Below are 25,020 nucleotides of genomic sequence, written 5' to 3' on the forward strand. Positions count from 1 at the left end.
CGTTCATTGAATTAAAAAACTAAAACCTTTTAGCTTGGATATTTCCAGATTTTGAGGCATTTTTACCACTCATCAATATTTCACTTCAAAAATGAAGGTTCAGGCTGTATAAAGCCTTCAAATTCGAAGAAAATTTATTAATCTTACAAACAATAACCCCTTAAAGTTGAGTACATGAGTTTTGAAATCAAATCTACCGCAGAGCCATATGATGTGATCATCGTAGGATCTGGAGCTGGAGGCGGAATGGCTTCCAAAATTTTATCAGAGGCGGGACTTTCAGTAGCAGTAGTAGAAGCTGGAGCAGACTTTGATCCTGCAAAAGACGAAGATAGAACCCAGCTTAGGTTCCCTTGGGAATCTCCCAGAAGAGGAAACAGCACAAGAATAAGACCATTTGGAGATTTTGATGCTGCCATTGGTGGATGGGACATTGAAGGTGAACCTTATACCAATACCAAAGGTACAAAGTTCGATTGGTTCAGGTCTAGAATGGTAGGAGGAAGAACCAATCACTGGGGAAGGATATCACTTCGCTTTGGGCCAGACGATTTCAAAAGAAAGGATATTGATGGTCTTGGAGATAACTGGCCTATAGGCTACGATGATCTGAAGCCTTACTATGATAAAGTAGACAAACTAATCGGTGTATTTGGATCCAAAGAAGGTTGGAGAAATGAGCCAGATGGTTTTTTTCTACCCCCTCCGAAGCCGCGTCTTCATGAAATGTACATGATGAAAGGTGCCAAAAAAGCCAATATCCCTGTAATTCCCTCAAGACTATCTGTACTCACTAGACCAATCAATAACGAAAGAGGGGTGTGTTTTTTCTGCAATCAATGCAATAGAGCATGTCAGGCCTACGCTGATTTTTCTTCTGGAACCTGTCTGGTACATCCTGCTATGAAAAAGGGTAAAGTAGACCTTTACACCAATTCTATGGTAAGAAAAGTCACTACAGACGATCAAGGAAAAGCTACTGGGGTGTCCTTCATAAGCAAAGTAGATCTTAAAGAATACAAACTCAAATCTAGGGTGGTTGTACTAGGTGCCTCAGCATGTGAATCAGCCCGTATCATGCTAAATTCGAAGTCCAAATCACATCCAAACGGAATCGGAAATAGCACAGGTATGGTCGGTCGATACCTCCATGATTCTACGGGCGCTGATAGGATGGGAATCCTTCCAGAGTTGATGGAAAGAGAGCGTTACAATGAGGATGGTGTGGGCGGAATGCACGTCTATACGCCATGGTGGCTAGACAACAAGAAGTTAGATTTTGCTCGTGGATATCACATTGAGTATTGGGGTGGAATGGGAATGCCTTCTTATGGAGTGGGTTTTGCGATGGACACCATGAGAAAGCATCTCAAAGATGAGTTTGGCAATCCAAGTCCCAATGGAGGTTATGGAGAAGGATTGAAAAAAGATATCCGGAGGATACAAGGATCGACTTTGGGCATGTCAGGTAGAGGAGAAAGTGTGCCACAGTACACGAACTATTGTGAAATAGACCCAACTGTAGTGGATAAATATGGAATTCCCGTATTGAGATTCAACTATCAGTGGACCCAAGATGAGATACTGCAAGCCAAGCATATGCATGAGACCTTCGAAGAAATCATTACCAATGCTGGTGGTACACTTCTAGGAAGCAAGCCAGGTCCCGAATCTTTATATGGCTTGGCCACTCCAGGCAGAATAATCCATGAGGTGGGTACTACTAGAATGGGAAATACCCCAGAAACTTCCGTACTAAATAGCAACTGCCAAGCACATGATTGCAACAACTTATTTGTAGTAGATGCAGGACCATTTGTTTCGCAAGCAGACAAAAATCCAACTTGGACAATTTTGGCATTGAGCTGGAGGACTTCTGATTATATTGTATCCGAACTGAAGAAGAAAAACATCTAAATCCGAGACCATGAACAGAAGAGAAAACCTCAAACTCCTTTTCACTGGAGCCTTGGCTTCAGGATTTTTACTTACCAACTGTACCCCAGAAGAGAAACAAGCTGCGCTTTCTCCAGTAAATCCTGGAGGAACGGCGGGAGGTCGTACTGATGATGAGATCAATATCGACCAAAGACTACTTTCCGATGTGTTTCTTACAGAAGAAGAAAAGAAAAAACTAGCAGTATTAGCTGACATCATTATACCAGCTGATGCAGAATCTCCAAGTGCCACTGATGTGGGCGTGGTGGATTTCATAGAATTCATGATGAAAGATTATCCGGCTTATCAAATCCCCATGAGGGGCGGTCTCCTGTGGCTAGATCATTACAGTAGAGATCATTTTGATAAGGCATTTCTCGATCTTAATGAGACTGACAAGATGAAAATCATTGACGAAATCGCATGGCCTGACAAAGCAAAACCAGAGCATATCGGCGGAGTGATGTTTTTCAATATGGTAAGAAACTTGACAGCCACTGGATATTTCACGACTGAGCCAGGCTTCAAGTATCTGGGCTACGTAGGCAATAGGCCTAATGTCTGGGATGGTGTACCAGATCATATCATGAAAGCCCATGGTTTTGAATTGCCAGAAAAATATATTGACATCTACCTCAAGCCAGATGAGCGAGGTCAGCTTGCAGAATGGGATGCCGAGGGCAATATCCTCAGAAAAGCTTAAAATAATTTGATAAAAAAGCCACTGTAATTCAGTGGCTTTTTTAATTTTGAGCTATTATTCAGATTTATGAAAAAGCTAATCACATTGAAAAAAATCTTTTTGCCGTTGCTATTTGTTTTTGTGCTAGTAAGCTGCACCAAAAATGTAAATATGTCTCGACTAATGCCCGCAGAAATAGACGTTCCTAACCATGTTCAGAGGCTTTTGATAGTAGATAGAACTGCTCCATTGAATGAAGGACTTGCAGCCTTAGAGGGACTCATCAGTGGAGAAGTGCCGTTTGAAGTGCGCAATGCCGTAGAAGCAACTATCAGCTCAGTACAACAAGAACTCAACACTTCCCCTAGATTTGAAGTAATTCGAGCTAGAGAAAGGCTAAAAGGCGGCTTGTTTGCGCAGGTATTTCCCACTCCCCTCACTTGGCCACAAATAGAGGCCCTATGCAATGAGTATGAAGCAGATGCAGTCCTCGCATTAGAAAAGTTCAGCTCTGATTTTATTATCACTGATAAGAAACAGCTTATCAAAAAAACCGAAGGAGAAGGGAGGAACTCAAGAACTGTAGAAGTACAAGGAATATATGCTGAAGGTGTAGCTTCTGTAAAAGTTGGATTTAGGCTTTATGATCCTCAAAGTAAAAATATCACCGATCAAAGAGACTTCGAAAAGACAAATTTGTGGTCAGCCGAAGCAGAAACAAGAGCTCAGGCTCTCGCCTTGATGATTGATAAAGCAAAGGCTACTCAGTATGTGGGACAAGTAGCTGGCACGAGCTATGCCCATAGAATCGCCCCCATGTACCTTAATATAAATAGAACCATATTCCAAAAACCTAAAAGCAATATAGCTTTGGTATTGGGTGCTAGACATGGTGAAGTCAATCAATGGGAGGAAGCCATAGATGTATGGAAAGATGGCTTAAATGACGCCATAAATGAGAAAGAAGGAGGTAGAATATGTTACAATATTGCAGTGGGATATGAAGTCCTTGGCGAGCTTGAATCAGCGAAATTTTGGGCTGGAAGAGCCTACACCAACTATGGATTGAAACAAGGCCGTGCTTATGCTGATCAACTGAATACCAGAATCATGCAAGAAGAACGACTAAGGCAGCAATTGAAAAGAGATTTCTAATTCGTAATTACCGACGATTATCTTTTTTGCATCAAGTAGCGACGATTCGACTTGATGCAATTTTTATTTTTTAATTTTTTCGTTATATTGAGAATCTATTAAGAGCTTATTGCTCACTTATTGATATTCAAATCTACCGCTTAAATCGCCCTGTAAAAAGCCTTAAGCTTAGAAAATATCTTGACAAACACCGCATCAAATAATGGAAAACTCAACTTTGCTCTCAATCCGATTATTTACACTTTTCTCTTTAAGTCTTTTAGTTTTTACAAGCTGTAGCCAGTCAAATCAACAAAAAGAAAAACAAGAAGTAAATGCATATACATTTGAAATCATAGATTCTGTAATGGTGGACTACATAGGAGAAGTCAATTGGTCTGCTATCAGTAAGGATGGTAAACATTTTCTTGTATCTGATTGGCAAAAGAAAGATATTTTGTTGATTTCTTCTGAAGGAAAAATTTTGAATTCATTCAACAAAACAGGAGATCAACCAGATGCAATAGGTCCATCCGCATTATCAAGACCACAATTCACCAAGTCAAATGAATGGGCTATTATGGGCCGCAAAGGTATCTCAGCTTTTGATTTTGAAGGAAATCAGACCAGAAAAGCATCTCCAGACTTCACTTCAAATGTATCTTTCATCCAAGCTGACGCTGACAACTTACTTTTCATAAGTGAGGACAAAGCCATTGTTCACTTGATGGGTAGAGACGAGAAAATGAACTATTATATCAACCCAGAAGCTACTCAGCTAGAATTGATCGATTTAAAAGAGGGAGATTTTAAGGGAATTATTACTTTCCCTGAAGAATCCAGGTTCAACAATCAAGATGAAATTCATGATGTAATGGCTATTATGCCTGCCATGAGGATTCACAAAAACAAATTATATCTAGCTTTCAAGAATGATCCAAAAATATATATCTACAGCTTAGAAAATTTGGACAATCCGTCAAAAACCATTTCAGTAAATGCAGAAAAATTTGAATTAAAGAAGGGGTTAGACCCGTCAAAAGCTGACCTTGGAAATATCATGATCAATCCTCGTGATTTTTCATATGGTCGTATTGAACAGATTTTTGTTCAGGATGAGAAAATCATCATTGAATATTCTTCCGGACTTTCGGACAGTGAGTTTAGTGATTTGGAAGCTGAAAATTCGGATCCCAATGTATTGTTCTCTAGTGTATTTCAGAAAAACAAAAAGAAATATGCAGTAGTAGATTCAGAAGGAAATCTAACCCCTCTTAATTTCCCTGACAAAACTTGGAGAATTTCTTTTGTTGACAACGAAGGTGCATTTTGGCTAGCCTACAATCAAGAAGAAGAGTTGGATTATGAATTGATTTACAAAGCCAAACTTGTATCAAAATGATGAAAAGCCATAAAACAAAAAGTTGATCCATTATCGAATCCTAGACTCAACAATGGATCAACCATCTTTATCTTAACTTGCTCCTGTTTCTATTTTTTTATATTTCAGATCAAAGCGATCTAAGTTCATTACTTTTACCCAAGCGGCAATAAAGTCTTTGACAAACTTTTCTTGGTTATCTTGCTGTGCATAAACCTCAGCCAAGGCTCGTAGTTCTGAATGTGAACCAAAGATCAAGTCAGCTCTCGTAGCCGTAAACTTGGTTTCTCCAGTAACTCTATCTTTCCCTTCAAATACCTCTTTTGCTTCATCTACTGCCTTCCATTCAGTACTCATATCCAATAGGGTCACAAAAAAATCATTGGTAAGCTTCTCTTTGTCTTGCGTAAATACTCCATGATTTGATCCATCAAAGTTGGCTCCTAAGGTCCTCATACCTCCTACTAAGACAGTCATTTCAGGTGCAGTTAAGGTTAACAATTGAGCTTTATCAACTAGCAACTCCTCTGTAGAAACAGTATACTTTGTTTTCAAATAGTTTCTAAACCCATCCGCCATTGGCTCAAGTAGCTCAAATGAAGCTATATCAGTCATCTCAGCTGATGCATCTGTACGTCCTGGGCTGAAAGGAACATTGAATTCAAAGCCTGCGTTCGATACTGCACTTTCTACAGCTGCTGTCCCACCAAGAACAATCAAGTCGGCCAAGGAAACCTTTCTATCTTTGGACTTGGAGTTAAATTGCTCTTGAATTTTCTCTAAAGTTTGTAATACTTTCGTTAATTGTGTTGGGTTATTCACTTCCCAATTTCTCATGGGCTCAAGCCTTATTCTAGCACCATTAGCCCCACCTCTCCTATCAGATTCTCTGTAAGTAGAAGCGGATGCCCAAGCAGTGGTTATCAATTCTGTAGATGTCAATCCACTGTTCAATAGTTGCTTTTTGAGATTTTGAATATCACTCTCATTGATTACTGGATGATTCAATGCTGGTACAGGATCTTGCCAAATCAAATCTTCATCAGGGGCTTCCGGGCCAAGATAAGTTGTGTTTGGCCCCATATCTCTATGTGTAAGTTTAAACCAAGCTTTAGCAAAAGCCTTATTGAAAGCATCTTGATCTTCTAAAAACTTGCGAGAAATTTTCTCATAAACGGGATCATATCTCAACGACAAATCAGTGGTCAACATGTATGGAGGCTGCTTCTTTTCAGCATCAAAGGCATCAGGGATGATGTTTCCAGCATCCTTGGCTACCCACTGATGAGCTCCAGCGGGACTTTTGGTGAGTTCCCAATCATACTTGAAAAGAAATGTCAAATAGTCGTGACTCCACTGTGCTGGAGTAGAAGTCCATGTCACTTCAAGACCTGAGGTAATTGCATCAGCACCTTTGCCTGATTTGTAAGAACTTTTCCAACCGAAACCTTGCTCTTCTATATCCGCAGCTTCTGGCTCCGGCCCTACATGATCAGCTGGACCAGCACCGTGTGTTTTACCTAAGGTATGTCCTCCAGCTATCAAAGCAACAGTCTCCTCGTCGTTCATCCCCATTCTTCCGAAAGTCTCTCTGATATCATGGGCTGCAAGTACTGGGTCTGGATTACCATTTGGCCCTTCTGGATTCACATAGATCAATCCCATCTGAACTGCTGCAAGTGGGTTCTCTAGTTTCCTGCCTTCGCTATACCTTTTGTCATCAAGCCATTCTTTTTCCTTTCCCCAATATACATCTAGCTCTGGCTCCCAAGTATCTTCACGACCACCCGCAAAGCCATAAGTCTCAAAACCCATAGATTCTAAAGCTACATTACCCGTTAAGACCATCAAGTCTGCCCATGATATTTTATTACCGTATTTTTGTTTGATTGGCCAAAGTAACCTACGGGCTTTGTCCAAGTTGCCATTATCAGGCCAACTGTTCAGGGGGGCAAATCGCTGCTGTCCTGACCTAGACCCTCCTCTACCGTCACCTGTTCTGTATGTTCCAGCACTATGCCAAGCCATTCTGATAAATAGTCCACCATAGTGTCCAAAATCCGCTGGCCACCAATCTTGAGAATCTGTCATCAAGTCTTTCAAATCCTGCTTCAAAGCAGCATAATCTAGACTATTGAATGCAGCTGCATAATCAAAATCTTCTCCCATAGGGTTGGATAGGGAAGAATGCTGTCGGAGAATCCCCAAGTTCAATTGATTCGGCCACCAATCTATATTGCTAGTAGCCTTCTTTGCAGAGGGACTCTTTTTTGTTGCTCCTGACCAACCATCAGGGGTTGGCATCTCTTGTGAAATTGCACTAATCACTACACTAAACAGTAGTATCCATGTATAACAAATCTTCTTCATATGAAATATTAATTGTTTTTAACTGTCATTTCGGAATCACAAAAGTATTATCTATCGAATCATGAAGGAAATCGATAATTTCTATATGTAATTGAGAAATGTTATCAAACAATTTCGAAATAAGGTGATCAACTGATAGACAAAAACATGCATTCTGGCCAGATTAGATCAAATCAAATTTTCAAGTTTAAAAAAAATGAAATATTGAACCATATGATGTGATTTTTGGTAATTTAGATCAAAAATCAACCTATGAAAAAGGCTCAGACTACCTCCACCATTGTTATGGTAAGACCTGCAAATTTTGGCTTCAATGTAGAAACTGCCGAGAACAACTTTTATCAACAAAAAGACGCTAGAGGGGATAATGAAATCAATCAACTCGCCCAAGCTGAATTTGATACTTTTGTCAATTTACTTAGATCCAACGATATCGAAGTGATCGTGATAGAAGATACTGCCACTCCCTCAAAATCTGACGCTATATTTCCAAATAATTGGTTTAGCACGCATCAAGACGGCACAGTAATTTTGTATCCTATGTTCTCCCGAAATAGACGCTTAGAACGTAGAAAAGATATTTTAGAAATATTGATGAGTGAAGGTTTCAAAATCAATGAGGTGGTAGATTTAAGCTTTTTTGAGCAAGACAATCAATTCCTTGAAGGTACTGGAAGTCTTATATTTGACCGTGTAAACGACATAGCTTATGCCTGTAAGTCTATAAGAACCCAAGACATTCCTTTACAATACCTTGCTAGGCTCTTGTCTTATGAAATATGTGATTTTGAAGCTACACAACTTATTGAGGACATCCCTTCTCCAATCTACCATACCAATGTCATGATGCATGTGGGTTCACAAGTAGCTGTAGTTTGTTTGGACAGTGTGCAGCATTCTTCCGAAAAATTAAAACTGAAGGAAACATTAGAGCAAAGTGGCAAAAAAATCATCCCAATCACCGCTAAGCAAAAATTCAGCTTTGCTGGAAATATGCTGGAAGTAAAAAATACTTCCGGTCAATCATTTACAATCATGTCGCAAACAGCTTATGATTCACTTTCAAAGGCTCAAAAAAATAGCATTTTGAAATACACCAAAATAATAACACCTGACATTCCCACGATCGAAAAAATCGGTGGTGGAAGTGTCAGGTGCATGATGGCTGAAATCTTCTTACCAAGAGATTAATGCACAAGCAATCATTTGAGTTGAAAACTATTAAAACAGCCCTGTATAGTTGAATGGGCTGATTTTCTTCAATTCGATTTTGATAGCATCACTCACTTGAAGCTGATCGATAAAATCCGCTATAGACTGCTCCGTGATCTTGGTATTGGTTCTTGTCAAGTCTTTTAAAGCTTCATAAGGCTTCGGATACCCCTCCCTTCTCAAAACAGTCTGAATAGCCTCTGCTACTACTGCCCAGTTTTCATTCAAGTCTGCGTCTATGGCTGCTTGATTCAATTCAAGCTTGTTCAGACCTTTGACCAAAGATTCTAGTGCAATAAGCATGTGCCCCAAAGGAACACCAATCACCCGCAATACAGTACTATCAGTCAAATCCCTCTGCAACCTACTGATTGGTAGCTTGGCGGATAGGTGGTCAAAAAGCGCATTAGCAATCCCTAAGTTGCCTTCAGCATTCTCAAAATCGATTGGGTTTACCTTATGCGGCATAGCTGATGAACCTATTTCCCCTGCTTTTATTTTTTGCTTGAAATAATTCATTGCTACATATTGCCATACGTCCTTCGAAAGATCCAAAAGGATCGTATTGATTCTTTTTAATCCATCAAATAAGGCCGCTAAATTATCATAATGCTCAATTTGGGTAGTTGGATAACTTCTCACTAAGCCCAAATAGTCAACCACAAAACCATTAGCAAAAGTCATCCAATCAATTTCTGGATAAGCTACATGGTGCGCGTTCATATTCCCTGTAGCGCCGCCAAATTTGGCAGCATAAGGAACTGTCTCTAAGAGCTCTAGTTGCTTTTCTACTCTAGTCACAAAAACCTGGAACTCTTTCCCTAGCTTGGTTGGAGAAGCTGGTTGACCGTGAGTCTTGGCAAGCATAGAGACATCTCTCCACTCCTCTACCCTACTTTTCAAATTACTCATCACTTGGTCCAGCAATGGAAGTACAGCTTGCGCTAGTCCATCTTTGAGCATCAGTGGTGTAGCTGTATTATTGATATCTTGAGAAGTCAATCCGAAATGGATAAACTCCTTGAATTCACTCAAATTCAAACTATCAAACTTCTCTTTCAAGAAATACTCGACAGCTTTCACATCATGATTAGTGACTTTTTCTGTTTCTTTGATCTGTGTAGCATCTTCCAAGGAGAAGTTCTTAACCACATTTCTAAGGTCTATGAACAAGCTTTTATCAAATTCCTTCAATTGAGGCAAAGGCAATTCACACAAAGCTATAAAATACTCCACCTCTACATGCACCCTATATTTGATCAGGGCAAATTCAGAAAAATACGGTCTCAATGGTGCAGTTTTGCTTCCATACCTACCGTCTATAGAGCTGACGGCTGTCAGTTGGCTAAGATTCATGATTTTAATTTTTGTTTTGAGTGTGCAAATTTAGCCTATAATACCCAAAAACAGCTACTCTACGGAGAATAAAATCGATTTGATAAGATATACCTAATTGGTAAAATGATTTTAGTAACTTTGCGAGGAATAAAGATTCATAACCATTATTCAGTTCAAATCAATAATTTTCCATAGAAGTTGAAACCAGTTTCGAATTTTTATGTTGTTTGACCTGAAGGCTAATAGTCAAATTGAGAAGGTAGAGATACATACAAAAAGTAGCTACCCTAATTTGGAGAAGTAGTATAAAGTATTCTAAGCATGTTCAATTTATTTAAGAAAAAGAAATCTGAACCTACAAGAGGTGATCAGTATTTATCGTTAAAAATCAGAGAGATTGTAAAAGAAACTCCTGATACAGTCAGCATTTATTTTGAGCAACCTGAACCCTATCTGGACTATAAGCCAGGCCAGTTTATCACCGTCATTTTAGATATCAATGGAAAAGAAGAAAGGCGATCTTACAGCCTATGTACTTCTCCATTTGTAGACCCATTTCCTGGAATCTCCGTCAAGAGAGTCTCTGGCGGCATAGTATCCAACTACCTCAATGATCAGCTGAGGCCGGGAAAAACCATGGAGATCATGAAGCCCATGGGAAATTTCACCACAGATTTTCATTCGAAGAATAGCATCCAGTACTTTATGATCGCTGGCGGAAGTGGAATCACACCTATCATGGGTTTGATCAAATCAATCTTGATCAATGAACCAAGCTCGAAAGTGACTTTACTTTTCTGTTCAAGAAATGAAGAGCAAATTATTTTTAAGAAAAACATAGATCTCCTTGTCAGTCAGCATCCCGAAAAACTCGAGGTGATTCACAACCTCAGCCAACCAAGCACTGACTGGACTGGAATGAAAGGCCGACTAGATTCTACCAAGGTCAAAGAAGTACTAAGCGGGAGTGAAGATGCTTCAAAAACAGAAAAAAGATACTTTGTATGCGGACCAGAAGGGCTAATGAGTACTACTCTGAACACACTTAAAGAGCTAAACATCCCTGAATCCATCATCCATGAAGAAAGCTTCTACAGTGATTTGGATGCGAAAGAAGCTGCCATGAAAGCAAGTGGAGAGATCGGACCGTCACTGACGAGAGAGATCACTGTGAACGTCGAGGGTCAGGACTACACCTATGAAGTCGCACCAGACAAGACAATCTTAGAAGCCGGTTTAGACAACAACATCGACATGCCATACAGCTGTCAAAGCGGCCTTTGCACAGCATGTAGAGGAAGGTTAGTCTCAGGCAAAGTCGACATGATCGAGGATGCTGGACTAAGTGCAGGTGAAATTGCAGAAGGCTATATCCTGTGTTGTTCATCTAAAGCCGCTAGTAGTGACATTAAAATCATCATAGAATAAGAATGAAATTCCCTTGGAAAAAGATCCTATAAGACCAATATATCATAGCTTAGAAAAATCATCACTGATTATTATAGCTTGTGCCATTCCAGTATTTGCAATTGTTTACCTTATTTCACAAAACAACACCCTAGATCTTGACAGACCAGATCTACCAATTATCATTGACTATGTATTGTTGGGGTGTATTTATGCAGTATTGGCTGTTTCTTACTTGAATTTCCAGAATGCTATAAAAGCAACACTTAAAGCACCAATGGAATTGATAAACAAAGTAAATATTTACAAAACAGCTACTTTGAACAGGTTAAAACTTTTGCTTTTATGTAGTATCCTTAGTCCACTTGGTCTATACCTTTTCGAAAACAACGGCTACATCATTGCTTATGCCATCACCCTAGCACTACTATCACTAGGCAAACCAAGCCCTGATCGAATGGTCCGTCTCATGAGATTAAAAGGCGAGGAAAGAGAGCGGGTGATTAGGATCAAGACAAGGGAGGAAAGCTGATTGAATTGTAGGTTCAATGCCGTTGAGATAAGCTGAGAAGACCTTCCAGGTTTTTCATGAAATAGCGCATGTGCAAATAATTTCCCTTTCCCAATTCGCAAAATAAACCTGGCAGTTGTAAGCAAGCCTAAAGAACACCCGTACTCCGAAAAAACAGACATCAAAAAACGAACTTTGATATCTTGACAAGAACATACGGACTGACTTTGGCGACACACAATCCGACCCGAATGTTTTAATCCCGATAGCTATCGGGACTCACCGCACATTTTAAAAAATAATTTTAGCCAGCCGCACATTGGGATCCAGATTTTTTATCGGGACAAAACCGCACAAGCCGACACACAATCCAAGTTTTGCAAAAGAGCCAATTTCCCAACGCTCGACAAGGATGTTGAAAAGAATTTGAACTAAAAGGATACTAATCAAAAATCTTTTTCTACTTTTGACACATTATGTCAATAGAGTTTATGTCAACAGAAACAATAGGCGAAAAGCTAAGACACATTAGAGAAGAAAAGGAACTTCCATTGCGGAAAGTTGCTGCATTGCTCGACATTGATGTTGCTATTTTAAGCAAAATGGAACGTGGAGAGCGAAAAATAACAAAAGAAGTAGTGCTGAAACTTGCCGATATATACGATTACAACGCAGACGAACTTTTGGTTTCATTCCTAAGCGACAAGATTTTATATGAAATACAAGACGAAGATTTAGGGATGGAAGCATTGAAGGTTGCAGAGGAAAAGGTCAAATATTTAAAACTAAAACGTGGGTAAAAAACTCCCACATTGCTAAAACATGTCCCATTTTTCAAGATTTTGGGACACGTTTTTACAACGAGAGACATTTTGGGACATGAAAATTGATAGATAAATGGCAATAACAGAATTAGAAAAAATGTGGGAAGATTTTAACCTTGTTAAAATTGAAAATGGAACTTTGAAACAGCCTTTTTATAATTGGAAAGCAGGAACAGAAGTTATCAATATACTTGATTGGTTTAATTCTAACATATCGGATCTTTTTTATTGCAACCGATTTTCGAAAGTTCTACTTGAAATAATCTGGTTAGCGTTTGGAGATATACCAATAAATAATGACGATGAAATTGAAACTTATTTTTATTGTTGGGAAAAAGGAACTTATCGTTTTGATATTTGGCATTGGTTTGATGAAAAATTGCCAAATGGATTGGCAGTGGATTTTAATTTGGTATAATAAATACTATGGCATTACCAATAAACATAGATGAATTACTACACGGCAATACAGTTGAATGGGATCGGATTGAGCTGAAAAAAGGATGGAATCCTGAGGATATCATTCATACTTTATGTGCATACGCCAATGATATCAACAATTGGGATGGAGGTTATGTCATTATTGGAGTTGAAGAAGAAAATGGAAAAGCTAAGTTGCCACCTATTGGTTTACACGTTCAAGAATTGGATGCCATTCAGAAAAAACTGATTGAACTATCTCATAAGTTAATCCCTGTTTATATTCCTGTTTTTCAACCATATTTAATAAATGGGAAGCACATATTGGTTGTTTTTGCCCCCGCTGGAGATAATAGACCCTACAAAGCTCCTATTAGTTTAAGTGAAAAAAGAACAGAAAGAGCGATGTTCATCAAACGTGGTTCAAAAACGGTAAAAGTTAAAGATGGTTCTGATGACGAAAGACGACTTATTGAACTCACGGCACGTATCCCTTTTGATGACCGAATCAACCAAACCGCTAGTTTAGATGATTTGAATTTGCGTTTGATTCAAAACTATTTAAAAGAAGTAATGAGTTCTTTGTATGAAGAGAGTACAAAAATACCATTCTCTGAATTGTGCAGACATTTAATGATAGCTAAAGGTTCAGACGAATTATTGCGTCCTACAAATGCCGGATTGCTTTTGTTTAATGAAAACCCAGACAAATTCTTTTCAGGAGCAAAAATTGATTTGATAATCCACAAAAATAAAGTTGGGAAAGACTATATTGAAAAGTTATTTACCGGATCAATCATTCAACAAATCAGAGATGTTTTGCAGTTCTTCAAGTCCAATATTGTAGAAGAATTGGTTACTAAATCGGCAAATCAAGCAGAATCGATACGTTTTTTCAATTATCCCTTTCAGGCTATAGAAGAAGCTGTAGTCAATGCAGTTTATCACAAAAGCTATGAACGAGAAAATCCAGTGGAGATTCAAATACATAAAGATAAAATTGAAATATTGAGTTTCCCGGGTCCTATGCCACCAATTAATCAAGCTATGCTGAAAAAACAACGAGTCGTAGCACGGGATTATAGAAATCGCAAAATAGGTGGATTTTTAAAGGAACTGAAATTGACAGAAGGAAGAGGAACAGGATTGCCCATTATTCATAGTAGTATGGAAGAAAACGGTTCACCACCACCTGTTTTTGAGACGGATGAAAACAATGCTTACTTTTTGTGTATTCTACCTATACATCCGCTTACGAATTCCATCATAGGCTCTCAATATGACCTAAGAAGAGACGAAGATAAATCGTTAAAATTCAAGAATTTAATTAACATCAATCCTCATCTTAGTCTCTTAGTCTCTGAGATTGGAGACAAAGATAAAGAAGGCATTAGGGAAAGAATAAATGAACCGATTAAAGAAGTTTTGAATTATTGTCGGGAGCCAAAATCAAAAGATGAAATATTTGAGAAAATCGGGCTTTATAAAAACACCAAAAATTACAATCATCATATAAAACCACTCATTGAAGTGGGCTGGTTAAACCTGACATTACCAAATAAACCAACAAGCAAAAATCAACAATATTATACTACTGAATTGGGCAAAAAACTGCTTACTATTCTTACGGAAGAAAGGGAAGCAATAATTAAACGAATTCCAATTGCATCTTCAACTATTGCCACTGTTGGTTACGACAAAGAAGCACACATATTAGAAATTGAGTTTCATCACGGTGCGATTTATCAGTATGTCGATGTGCCTGAAAAAGTATATGAAGACTTGCTGAACTCGCCTGCAAAGGGAAGTTTTTTTATGAATGAAATAAAAGGAACATTTGAATATCAAAAGTTATAAAATGGACACAGACGATTTATCATTACCAACCTACAGAGGGATAATCATTGAAGCAGAGCGGTTTAACCACGACTTAACACTTAGATTTGGCGTTTTGGCATCTAATTGTAAAAATGATGATGACTATCTCAATCAAGCCGAAACTATGATAAAACATTGGCTTACTGATGAAAATTTTGAAATTGCCGCAGATGTTATTTTCTTCGGAGAACCAGTCGATTTGGAAAAATTCAAGATAACATTGGAAAAACTACTTGAAAACATAACTGAAATCCGTAAAACCCCAATGAACGAAAGAGAATACGAAGATTGGGGTTAAAGATTATTTCAGCTATGCAAAATAATCTAGAACACATCAACATCTTCAAAGCTCTTTTCAAAGCCCGTGAAGATGTGTTTGCCATTCGTTGGGAGAAAAACTCCAAATCAGGCTATATGCCAGCCTATTTTTATGACCCTTATCGTTTTCGGGCACATAAAATGAATGGTGGAACATTTCAGAATTTCACTGAAAAGTCGTATCTAAAACTTACAGATGAACAGATTCAAAAGCATTTGGACGGCTTTCATCATATTGGAATTTATCCCTTACTGCAAGACAATTCTACTTGGTTTTTAGCAGCTGATTTTGACAAAGCCAATTGGCAAAATGAAGCGATTACTTTTCTGAACGCTTGTAAAGAAAATGCAATTCCTGCCTACTTGGAGCGTTCCCGTTCAGGAAACGGTGGACACGTTTGGATATTTTTTGATAAACCCTATCCAGCAATAAGAAGTCGCAAAATATTCATTTCAATTTTAGAACAATCGGGTGCATTTTCAATGTTTGACAAAAGTTCAAGTTTTGACAGATTGTTTCCCAATCAAGATTTTCTTTCAGGTAAAGGTTTTGGAAATCTGATTGCTTTGCCGCTTTTTAAACCAGCTTTTGAATTAGGAAAAAGCTGTTTTATCAATCCCGAATCATTTGAACCTATCGCTGATCAATGGGACTTCCTGAAAAATATCAAAAGAGTTTCCACAAATCATTTAGACGAACTATATGATGCTTTAAAACCGTCAGTGCAGGCATTAAAGTCAGGTGTTGAATCTAATACTTCGGTAGTAAAAAACGGCACACTCAGCATTTCTTTAAACAATAATGTAAGACTAAGCCGAATCGGATTAACACCTACTTTGATTAATTTTCTGAAAGAAGAATTGAATTTTGCCAATTCCGAATTTTTTATCAAAAAGAAATCAGGCAGAAATACTTATGAAACAGCCCGTTATTTTAAACTGATTGAAGAAACTGAAAGTGAAATTTTCATTCCTCGCGGGTTTATCGGAAGGCTATTACGCTTTTGCAAGGAATCACAAATCGAATTTGAATTTGTTGATGAAAGAAAGCTAAAACCGTCTATTCCTTTTTCGTTTAATGCTGCTTTGCGAAATCATCAACTAGATGTAATCGAAACAGTTTCTAAAAAAGATTTCGGAGTAATAGTTGCACCACCCGGTTCAGGAAAAACTATTATTGGGCTAAAAATAATTGCGAACAAAGGACAACCTACCCTTATTATTGTTCACCGAAAACAACTATTAGAGCAATGGACAGAACGGATTGAAGCATTTTTAGGTATTCCGAAAAGAGATATTGGCGTTATTGGTCAAGGGAAGTCAAAAATCGGCAAACATATTACTCTGGCAACGATTCAAAGTTTGCCCAAACAAATAGAATTTGTTCAAAATCAATTCGGAACTATCCTTGTGGACGAATGCCATCACGTTCCTGCCGAAACATTCAGAAGCACAATTGAAAAATTACAAGTTTACTATCTGTATGGATTGACTGCAACCCCTTTCCGTAAATACAGTGATGGGAAAATGATTTTCACTCATTTGGGAGAAATCATTGCCAATATTCAATCTGCTGAAATTGAAAATTATAAACAGGCTAAAATCATCATCCGCAACACGGAATTAGATGTTCCATACAACTCCAAGACAGACAGTTTTGAAGCATTATCAAAAATTTTGGTTCACGATACCACCCGAAATAAACTGATTTTGGAAGATGTGAAAAAAGAACTGAATCAAGGAAAAAAGGCGGTTATCATAACCGAGCGTAAAGAACATATTGACACGCTGTATTTGTTTCTTAAACAATCTTATGAAGTAATTGCTCTAAGCGGAGAAGATTCAGAAACTTCCAAAAAAGCTAAATGGAAAATATTACAAGAAGGTAATTTTCAGGTTTTAATTACCACAGGGCAATATTTTGGAGAAGGAACAGATTTACAAAACATAAACTGTTTATTTTTGGTATATCCATTTTCTTTTGAGGGCAAACTAATTCAATATATCGGCAGAGTGCAACGCTCGGAAATAAATCCTACTATCTACGACTACAGAGATTATAAAATTGATTATCTCAATAAGCTTTTCCTGAAACGCAATACTTATTATCGAAAGATTGACAAGCAAGCAACTTTATTTGATGAGCCAAAGGATGAAATCATAACTTCAAATCACATTTTAACTATAGAAAAGAAAATTAAAGTTTCAATTGAGGAATTGGAGTTTTATTATGGAAGTGTAGCGTTCAAATATACTTTAAATGAGATGAACACGACTCTTGAATTCCAAGTTGAAAACATTGAAATGAGACCAGAATTTGAGGTATTAAAACCCTATTTCATCAAAACATTAAAATCAAAGAATATTACTGTAGAAATATTTGCCGAGTTTGAAAACGGAAAATTGGTTTCTCAATTAGCTCTATCAACTGACATTGACCGTATCAACAAAGAGGTGATTGAGGGCGTGAAATTTCAATTTCTGAATAAAGGATTACTCAAGCAATTCACTCCAAAAAAGCAAAACATTATTACATCTGATGAATTACAAGAGCAGGGTAAATTTTTTTCAAATGCAGAAGAGTTGTTGAATGAAATTCTCAAAAACAAACAATACAAACATTCACGACACATTCAATATTTAGCAGACAAACACGAAAATCAGGTAATGAAAATTCGTTTTGTGTTGAACCCATTTTCATTCGTATTTCTGCTTTCAGGTGAGCAAAATTATTTTGTTGTTTTGGAAACCTTGGACACAGAAGAAGCAACATATATTTGGCATACTCTAAAAAATAAAGCATCTCTAATTGAAGAAGTAAAACAAATTGACAACCAACTAAGCATTATTAGAGAAAAAGGAAGACAGACATTTTTAGAAAATAGTCCTGACAACTTTACAAGAATTATACACGACTATTCGGACAATAAAAAAGGTTTTATAATATGGAAATCAGCAATAGAAGAACTAATCTAAGCCAACCCACAGGTGTAAGCACATTTGCAATTACTCACGAATTAATTATTCATTTTGGTGTTCGTGAACTTCGTTTCGCACAAGCCAACGCACAGACCAAAAATTGCAAAAGAGCTTCCACCTTTACCACCCGAGAGAAAAATTATTTTTTAAAATCCCTTCCCTCTAATCCCGATAGCTATCGGGATAAAACAGCCAACACACCAGACAAACAGACAGAAACCAGAAACTAATAAAATGACTGGCAAAAAACAGAAATACAGCGACTTGACAATGATGGAGGACAGAAGGCCAGCTTACACACACACGTTTGGCGCAATGGCGGGTGAAGTGGTTAATTGAACATTCTACCTCGCATCAATCCCGATAGCCATCGGGATGGTGTATTGACAGTTTTGAGCTCCGAAATCCGCCACTGCGCCAAGCGCCAAAACGGTCTACTAGACTACGACATTGATTCTAGATTGTAAAATTCAGACTTATGAACCTCGAAACTTTAGAACTTGTCCTATATATCAGAAGCTTGCCTCAAACGGGATTGATTTTTTCCAAATTAATAGAAAAATCATCAAGTAAATTCTGAACGAACCATAGAGATTAGGGTCAAAACTTTTGCTTTTATGTAGTATCCTTAGTCCACTTGGTCTATACCTTTTCGAAAACAACGGCTACATCATTGCTTATGCCATCACCCTAGCACTACTATCACTAGGCAAACCAAGCCCTGATCGAATGGTCCGTCTCATGAGATTAAAAGGCGAGGAAAGAGAGCGGGTGATTAGGATCAAGACAAGGGAGGAGTGAGTTGAATGGTTCTATTTTAGAATCTAAATCCAACTTGAAAGACTACTTGTCTAGGCCTTAACAAAACAGACTGGGTGCTAAGCACAAACGTATCAAAATTATATGTATCAAAACTATTGTTATTCAACAAGTTCAAAAGCTCGAATTTAAAATCAAGCCTTTTTTGATCCAATTTATATTGATACACTAAGTTTAAGAAATTGTTCTGAAAAGAAGCATTTGGATTTCCAGAGTTTTTATTCCCAAAATGCTCCCATGTAACCAAAATACTGTGATTTTCAACAGGAAAAAACTCTATATTGGAAAATATCTGCAAGAATAGTAAAGCGGGAAAAGTATTTTCGTTTGTACTATTTTGGATTGAGGTTAAAGAAAAATTATTTCTCAAAGCAAAATATTTTTTTGGACTATATGAAAGTTCAATTTTCGGACTGAAGGTGAGCTGGGAAAAATCTATTAGAGATGAATTTAAGGTTTGTTGAAAAGAGCTTTGCTGTATAAATCCAGAAAAAGTAGCTACTGTATTCAGCTCTAAAAAATGCTTACTTACACGCATATTCCATGAATGAGATTTTTTAAAATTCTCTTGATCGATCATTGATAAAATATTAATTCCTCCCTCAAGAATTTGATTTTGTGCTATTGTGTTTCTTTTATCAAGACTGAAATTGTATGCCAAAGTCGAAAACAAAGAGTAAATAGGATTTTTATAAGATAATGCTCCACCAAATTTAGTAGAAATAGATTCAGGAACAGCTGTATTTTTAATTGTCAAAAGACGAAAGTTTCTAAGGATAAGACCAGAATAATTTTGCGCTATTCCTTGAAAATTATTCTGCCTATTAATATTTAATCTTGCACTTAATTTACCAGTAATAAAGTAATTGACAACAATACTAGGCTGAAAAACAAGTTTTGAAACTTTCAATTGATTGGTATCTGAAAGTCCATTGACATTGATATTAAAATAGTGAATTGGTGCATCAAGGTTTACCCTCCAGTCCTTCTCCCTAAATAGAAATTGACTTTTGACAAATGGTGAAAATTCCAGTCTTGAGAGATCATTACTCAATCTATTCGAATAATTACTAGTATCAATTCCGGTTTCATGTTCTAGCATACTATCCATTCTTTCAGATTGAAAATGGAAGCCTGATTGAGAACTCAGCGTCCATGATTTGGATAATTTTCGAACTATACCAATAGAGTTTATAGTTTTCATCGTTTGACTTACAACTCTTTGTGAATTAAGAACATCAGTATCTAACTCTGTATTAAAAACATTTGCTGAAAGATTGAAGTCTTGATTTTTTGAAACCAAACCAACAAAAGAATTTACATCTATCAAACTGCCCTTTATTTTGATAAGTGTTTTAAACTGATTCTCCAATTGAAGCAAGGGCATACGTCCACTTTGATAGATATCTCTTTGATTGAAATTTATTATACCTCTATCATCTAAGCGACTTATTTTCACTCTTGCATTATTCTTCAAAAAATTATCTTTCACATTTTTTGTAAAAGAAATCTCTGAGTCTACACTACTCCTTTTAAACCTGTTATCTACTATTTCATGAATTGATATTGTATCAATTGGGAGAAAAAACTCACTTTTTGAAAATGAAAACTCCGAATTAGCATCTCTTACCAATGAAGCTATCAACCTTATCTCCAAATCCTTTTTTGTTTTGAAAAGGGCATTACTTGAAATTAATTTTGAATCATTGAACAGGTACCTTTCCCTTGGAATGTTACTTAATTGTATTCTAGAAATTTCAGCCCAAGGGTCAAGATCCATTTTCATGTCCATGTTCTTTAAATCTTCTAAACTCAATGTTTCCAATTGAACACCTAAATTTTGACCTGTATTATTAGCTTGAACCACATTAATCATTTGAAAATCAGAGCCAAAAATCATGGGGTTTAATTTCCCTTGGTATAAAAATGGTGAACCACCAATGCCCAATGAAGCTACTCCTAACCATATATTCTTGCGTTTCAACTTGATATTTAAAGAAGTTCTATCAGAAAAAATTAAACTATCAAAAACTCTAATCGGTTGATGATTCTCTAAAACTTGAACCGACTCAAGAGCTTCAATAGGAAGGTTATTGCTTGCAAGGTTATATTTACCTTCTAAGAGATTCAATCCATCAATGTAAAAATTTTGAATAGATCTTCCCTCATATTGAATTCTGCCATTGGCATCTACTTCAATCCCAGGCAGCTTTTTTAACACATCACTCAAAAGCCTGTCATTAGGAGAAGTATAGCTACCTAAATCATAGGTTAGAGTGTCATTTTTGAAACTGATCGGATTTTTCACTGCTTTTATAGAAAACTCCTCTAGTTCTTGTATTTGTGGAATGACTTCAACATTTAATTCCTGACTTACATTTGATATGCTTACAAGGGTATCCTTTATGGTCATAGACCTAAACATTACCAAAATACTGTCTAATGAGCTTTTATCAACATAAATTTTAAACAACCCCATATCATCAGTAACATCAAAATTCAATGTAGCTTGAGAAAATGGGTCTTTGACCAATACGTTTACAAACTCCATAGGCTGCTGAGTAGGTTGAACAACAACTTTACCGCTGATGAATGTTTGACCTATAAGTCTTTGTTGGAAAAAGGACATTATAAAAATCAATAAAAAAAAGATTCTTTTGAAACCACCCATCAAACAAAACATATGAAATCTTACTACTCTCTTAAACGCCTCCGTTCAAGTAATTCAATCATTTTTCTATGAAGTTGATATTTTTTCCTTTATTCGTAGTGATTCTAGATTTTGCATTTGAATCCAAAACCGTCTGGTTACCACTCATCTCTAGCTTTTGAAGGGGATTTTTATGGTAATCCAGTCTTAATTTAATGAATTGATCTCTAGTTACTTTGATTTGTTTCCTAGATAAATTAGGAACTACTGTTCCATTGGTCAATTTGATATTAGAAACTAATTCAAACAAGTAATGCTCTTCGGAATCTGATATCCTTACTATTAATCCTGGCAAGCCTGAAAAAACAAATGGGCCTTCATTATAAGGAATAGATTCTGCAAACCAAGCTGTATAGTTTCTTCCAGCATAAGTAGTGATTGCTTTTTGCACTTTTAGTTCACCAATAGTTTGATGTTCATTAACTATTTCCCAAATTGGCTTTTCATTCTCAAGTAAAGTGTAAACATAGCCATCAAAGGCAAAGTAATCAAAAACTTCTATAGCTTTTCCTTGCTTATGAATTTGGTATCTAAAAGTAGAAGGCTTTACTGGAAGTGGACTACCAAAAAAAACTTGGGGATCAGTCCCTATTTTCTCATGATAACTTGCCAAAGTGTCTAAAATAAAATTATTAAAACCTTTGAAAACACTTTCCCTTCCATTGGTCATAAGAATCATTTGTTCAATTTTCTGTTCTTCAGGGTTTGTTACATCTAGCTTATAGCTTAATTCATAAACAAACCCTTCAATATTAGATTGGGAATATCCAACAAAAGAGAAAAGGGTAAAAATGATTAATAAAAAAGATATTTTTTTCATGATTTTTTTAAAATTTAAAAGAAAACTCTTCTTGAGACAATTACATCTCAAGAAGAGCATAATGAATAATTATTCAGCACATTCTAATATTTCGTACCATTCAATGAGCTGCAAAGCTAGCTCATTGAAAGTATCGCCACAAAGCACAACGGTTGCATCACACATTTCATGTGTAACGCATCCACGATCTTCTACATCTTCAGACCCAATTGAAACAAAAGTAACTCCAAGACTTAAAGTCATTGCGAAGATTGATTTAAGAATAAGATTTTTCATAAATATAAAATTTGGTATTTTCAAAAAAAAAAAAAATGAATTATCAAATAAGAATTTTTCAAAATAAATTAAATACGTAGTTTTGCGTATAAAAAAATGAATTTAGGTTTCCTTATTTCATTTCTTGAACAAAAAACAAGTGAATATTTAGGTCACGAATTCATTAAAACTTCAATGATAACGTACTTTGGATATAAAGAAATGAAACCACTTAAATGCGATGAGTTCTTTCTTAAAAAAAATCTAAGCCGAGCACTTAAGAGTTAGCGTCAAATAACCGAAATCCCTCAGGAAAACTCCCCAAATCAATCCCCCAAACCAAAGGGAGGAGGTAGTATACAAATAAAGTTATCAACAAAATTGAAATCACATTTAGCACAAATCCTGTTTTTGCCATGTCCCGAATGGTGAAATAGCCGGAGCTAAATACCACTGCATTGGGCGGAGTAGCTACTGGGAGCATAAATGCGCATGAAGCTGATAATGTAGCCGCAATCATGATCCCATATGGATGCACGTCCATGCTTGTAGCCAAAGCTGCCAAAATCGGTAAGATAATGGTGGTAGTAGCCAAGTTGGAAGTCAATTCGGTCAGGAAATTGATCGCTGCTACCATAAATAATATCACCAAAATCAATGAAGCTCCTTCAAGCAAGGTAAAATTACTACCTACCCACAAGGTCAAACCACTCACTTTGAAACCTTCAGCCAATGCCAAACCTCCTCCAAATAACAGAATGATATCCCAAGGAAGCTTGATTGCATCTTTCCACTCCATCAGTGGTTTTTTATTTTTTCCTGGCACAATAAACATCAAAATCCCTCCAACCATTGCAATTACTGTGTCATTGATTCCGTCGATAAACGGATCTAAAAGCCAAGATTTGGAAATCCACCCAAATGCTGTAAACAGGAAAATTGCAGCTACCATTTTTTCCTCATAGGACACACTTCCTAGCTTTCCAAGTTCAGCTTTGATCGTTTCATCCCCTCCTTCATGTCTTTCATTTTTTACCTTGTAGACTGTGACCAGATAAAACCATGTCAAAAACAACAAAATCATACTTAAGGGAAACATCACTATAAACCAATCCAAAAAACTAATTTCAACATGATATATTTCCGATACTATAGAGCGGAGCACCAAGTTTGGAGGTGTCCCAATCAACGTTGCCAAGCCACCAATGGAAGCTCCATAGGCTATCCCAAACATCAACACTATGCCAAATCGATTCTTGTTTTGACTGTTATTTTCTTGGAAGCTTTGGAATTGACTTGCTATGGCTATCCCTATGGGAAGCATCATCACACTAGTAGCTGTATTGGATATCCACATAGAAAGTAAAGCTGTAGCTATCATAAAACCCAAGACAATATGGCTAAGCCTATTCCCAACAAAAAGCAAAATATTGAGCGCAATCCGCTTGTGAAGGCTCCACTTCTCTATACTCAAAGCAATCAAAAACCCTCCTAGGTATAAAAAAACAATCTCATTTCCATAATTGAGCGTAGTACTCTTTGCTTCTAAAACCCCTGTAAGTGGAAATAAAATTATGGGTAATAAAGATGTCACTGGTATTGGTATCACCTCGGTCACCCACCACAGAGCAATCCAAAAAGTGATCCCTAATACTACTTGAGCTGGAGCCGTCATGCCCCAAACGGGGTCTATGGCTAAGGAAATCAAAAACACCAGTGGGCCGAGCACCATGATGATCAATCTATTCATTGTCTTTACTTATTTTTCTTGTTATCAATAAATGGTCAAAAAATTATTCATCATAAATTATCAGCGCTATACATCTTGAGCACCTTCTTACTTTCAATCATTCACCCACTTTGAACCCGATATTCTTTTAGCAAACTTTCAACCCTCCAAACTAATTGAATTTTTTCTAAATCAATTAACCTTGATGCTAAAACAAAAGCCTGTGAGCGCAATTCTATTTAAAGGTTCAACTTCTGGGTATGTTTGGCATATTGGATTGATGTGATTTTTTAAT

20 protein-coding genes are annotated in these 25,020 nt (G+C 36.9%); 14 read left to right on the plus strand and 6 right to left on the minus strand.

The genetic code is table 11. The annotated features are described in order from the left end of the window. Nucleotides 1-174 precede the first annotated feature (174 nt). The 4 genes from MM214_RS17160 to MM214_RS17175 all read left to right on the plus strand — a co-directional run bounded on the left by MM214_RS17160 (nt 175) and on the right by MM214_RS17175 (nt 5,156). On the plus strand, nt 175-1,917 hold the full coding sequence (locus MM214_RS17160; protein WP_241297402.1) for a GMC oxidoreductase: 1,743 nt from the start codon (nt 175-177) through the stop codon (nt 1,915-1,917). A gap of 10 nt (nt 1,918-1,927) precedes the next feature. Continuing rightward, nucleotides 1,928-2,641 carry a gluconate 2-dehydrogenase subunit 3 family protein gene (locus tag MM214_RS17165; RefSeq protein WP_241297403.1) on the plus strand — a complete coding sequence of 238 codons (714 nt, stop codon included), beginning with the start codon at nt 1,928-1,930 and terminating at the stop codon, nt 2,639-2,641. Nucleotides 2,642-2,791: 150 nt separating this feature from the next. Then, nucleotides 2,792-3,775, plus strand: coding sequence for a DUF6340 family protein (locus MM214_RS17170; protein ID WP_241297404.1), 984 nt, complete (start codon nt 2,792-2,794; stop codon nt 3,773-3,775). Nucleotides 3,776-3,977: 202 nt separating this feature from the next. Then, nucleotides 3,978-5,156, plus strand: a complete 1,179-nt coding sequence (locus tag MM214_RS17175) for a hypothetical protein (protein ID WP_241297405.1) — start codon at nt 3,978-3,980, stop codon at nt 5,154-5,156. A gap of 72 nt (nt 5,157-5,228) precedes the next feature. Here the strand turns inward: MM214_RS17175 and katG are convergent, their stop codons facing one another. Then, nucleotides 5,229-7,505: a catalase/peroxidase HPI gene (gene katG / locus MM214_RS17180; RefSeq protein ID WP_290294636.1), complete on the minus strand. Its 2,277-nt coding sequence runs from the start codon at nt 7,503-7,505 to the stop codon at nt 5,229-5,231. A 252-nt stretch (nt 7,506-7,757) separates the two neighbouring features. On the opposite strand from katG, the gene ctlX reads away from it, so the two are divergent. Next, nucleotides 7,758-8,696 carry a citrulline utilization hydrolase CtlX gene (ctlX, locus tag MM214_RS17185; RefSeq protein WP_241297406.1) on the plus strand — a complete coding sequence of 313 codons (939 nt, stop codon included), beginning with the start codon at nt 7,758-7,760 and terminating at the stop codon, nt 8,694-8,696. A gap of 30 nt (nt 8,697-8,726) precedes the next feature. Here the strand turns inward: ctlX and purB are convergent, their stop codons facing one another. Continuing rightward, complete coding sequence (gene purB / locus MM214_RS17190; protein WP_241297407.1) at nt 8,727-10,073, minus strand: adenylosuccinate lyase; 1,347 nt, start codon at nt 10,071-10,073, stop codon at nt 8,727-8,729. A 303-nt stretch (nt 10,074-10,376) separates the two neighbouring features. Between purB and MM214_RS17195 the strand changes: the two genes are divergently transcribed. The 9 genes from MM214_RS17195 (at nt 10,377) to MM214_RS17235 (ending at nt 19,193) form a co-directional block, all read left to right on the plus strand. Beyond that, the gene (locus MM214_RS17195) at nt 10,377-11,483 is read left to right on the plus strand and encodes a ferredoxin--NADP reductase (RefSeq protein WP_241297408.1); all 1,107 of its coding nucleotides are present in this window, start codon (nt 10,377-10,379) and stop codon (nt 11,481-11,483) included. Between the two features lie 13 nt (nt 11,484-11,496). Continuing rightward, nucleotides 11,497-11,994 (plus strand): hypothetical protein, encoded by a 498-nt coding sequence (locus MM214_RS17200; RefSeq protein ID WP_241297409.1) that lies wholly within the window; start codon nt 11,497-11,499, stop codon nt 11,992-11,994. 470 nt (nt 11,995-12,464) lie between these two features. After that, complete coding sequence (locus MM214_RS17205; protein ID WP_241297410.1) at nt 12,465-12,773, plus strand: helix-turn-helix domain-containing protein; 309 nt, start codon at nt 12,465-12,467, stop codon at nt 12,771-12,773. A gap of 97 nt (nt 12,774-12,870) precedes the next feature. Next, nucleotides 12,871-13,215, plus strand: coding sequence for a hypothetical protein (locus MM214_RS17210; protein WP_241297411.1), 345 nt, complete (start codon nt 12,871-12,873; stop codon nt 13,213-13,215). A gap of 8 nt (nt 13,216-13,223) precedes the next feature. Continuing rightward, entirely contained in the window at nt 13,224-15,074 is a 1,851-nt protein-coding gene (locus tag MM214_RS17215) for a KTSC domain-containing protein (protein ID WP_241297412.1), read from the plus strand. A 1-nt stretch (nt 15,075) separates the two neighbouring features. After that, the gene (locus MM214_RS17220) at nt 15,076-15,393 is read left to right on the plus strand and encodes a hypothetical protein (RefSeq protein WP_241297413.1); all 318 of its coding nucleotides are present in this window, start codon (nt 15,076-15,078) and stop codon (nt 15,391-15,393) included. Between the two features lie 14 nt (nt 15,394-15,407). Beyond that, entirely contained in the window at nt 15,408-18,389 is a 2,982-nt protein-coding gene (locus MM214_RS17225; RefSeq protein ID WP_241297414.1) for a DEAD/DEAH box helicase, read from the plus strand. Next, complete coding sequence (locus MM214_RS17230) at nt 18,359-18,622, plus strand: hypothetical protein (RefSeq protein WP_241297415.1); 264 nt, start codon at nt 18,359-18,361, stop codon at nt 18,620-18,622. Before MM214_RS17225 ends, MM214_RS17230 begins: the two co-directional genes overlap by 31 nt. Nucleotides 18,623-19,001: 379 nt before the next feature. Then, nucleotides 19,002-19,193 (plus strand): hypothetical protein, encoded by a 192-nt coding sequence (locus MM214_RS17235; RefSeq protein WP_241297416.1) that lies wholly within the window; start codon nt 19,002-19,004, stop codon nt 19,191-19,193. Nucleotides 19,194-19,209: 16 nt separating this feature from the next. On the opposite strand, the gene MM214_RS17240 is transcribed toward MM214_RS17235, so the two are convergent. The 4 genes from MM214_RS17240 to MM214_RS17255 all read right to left on the minus strand — a co-directional run bounded on the left by MM214_RS17240 (nt 19,210) and on the right by MM214_RS17255 (nt 24,746). Beyond that, entirely contained in the window at nt 19,210-21,840 is a 2,631-nt protein-coding gene (locus MM214_RS17240) for a carboxypeptidase-like regulatory domain-containing protein (RefSeq protein WP_241297417.1), read from the minus strand. 100 nt (nt 21,841-21,940) lie between these two features. Then, nucleotides 21,941-22,741: a GLPGLI family protein gene (locus tag MM214_RS17245; RefSeq protein WP_241297418.1), complete on the minus strand. Its 801-nt coding sequence runs from the start codon at nt 22,739-22,741 to the stop codon at nt 21,941-21,943. Between the two features lie 69 nt (nt 22,742-22,810). Beyond that, a complete protein-coding gene (locus MM214_RS17250; RefSeq protein WP_241297419.1) occupies nt 22,811-23,017 on the minus strand; it encodes a hypothetical protein in 207 nt (68 codons plus the stop codon). 256 nt (nt 23,018-23,273) lie between these two features. Further along, entirely contained in the window at nt 23,274-24,746 is a 1,473-nt protein-coding gene (locus MM214_RS17255) for an SLC13 family permease (RefSeq protein WP_241297420.1), read from the minus strand. Between the last annotated feature and the right edge of the window lie 274 nt (nt 24,747-25,020).

The sequence above is a fragment of the Belliella kenyensis genome (assembly GCF_022549675.1).
Classification (GTDB): Bacteria; Bacteroidota; Bacteroidia; order Cytophagales; family Cyclobacteriaceae; genus Belliella; species Belliella kenyensis.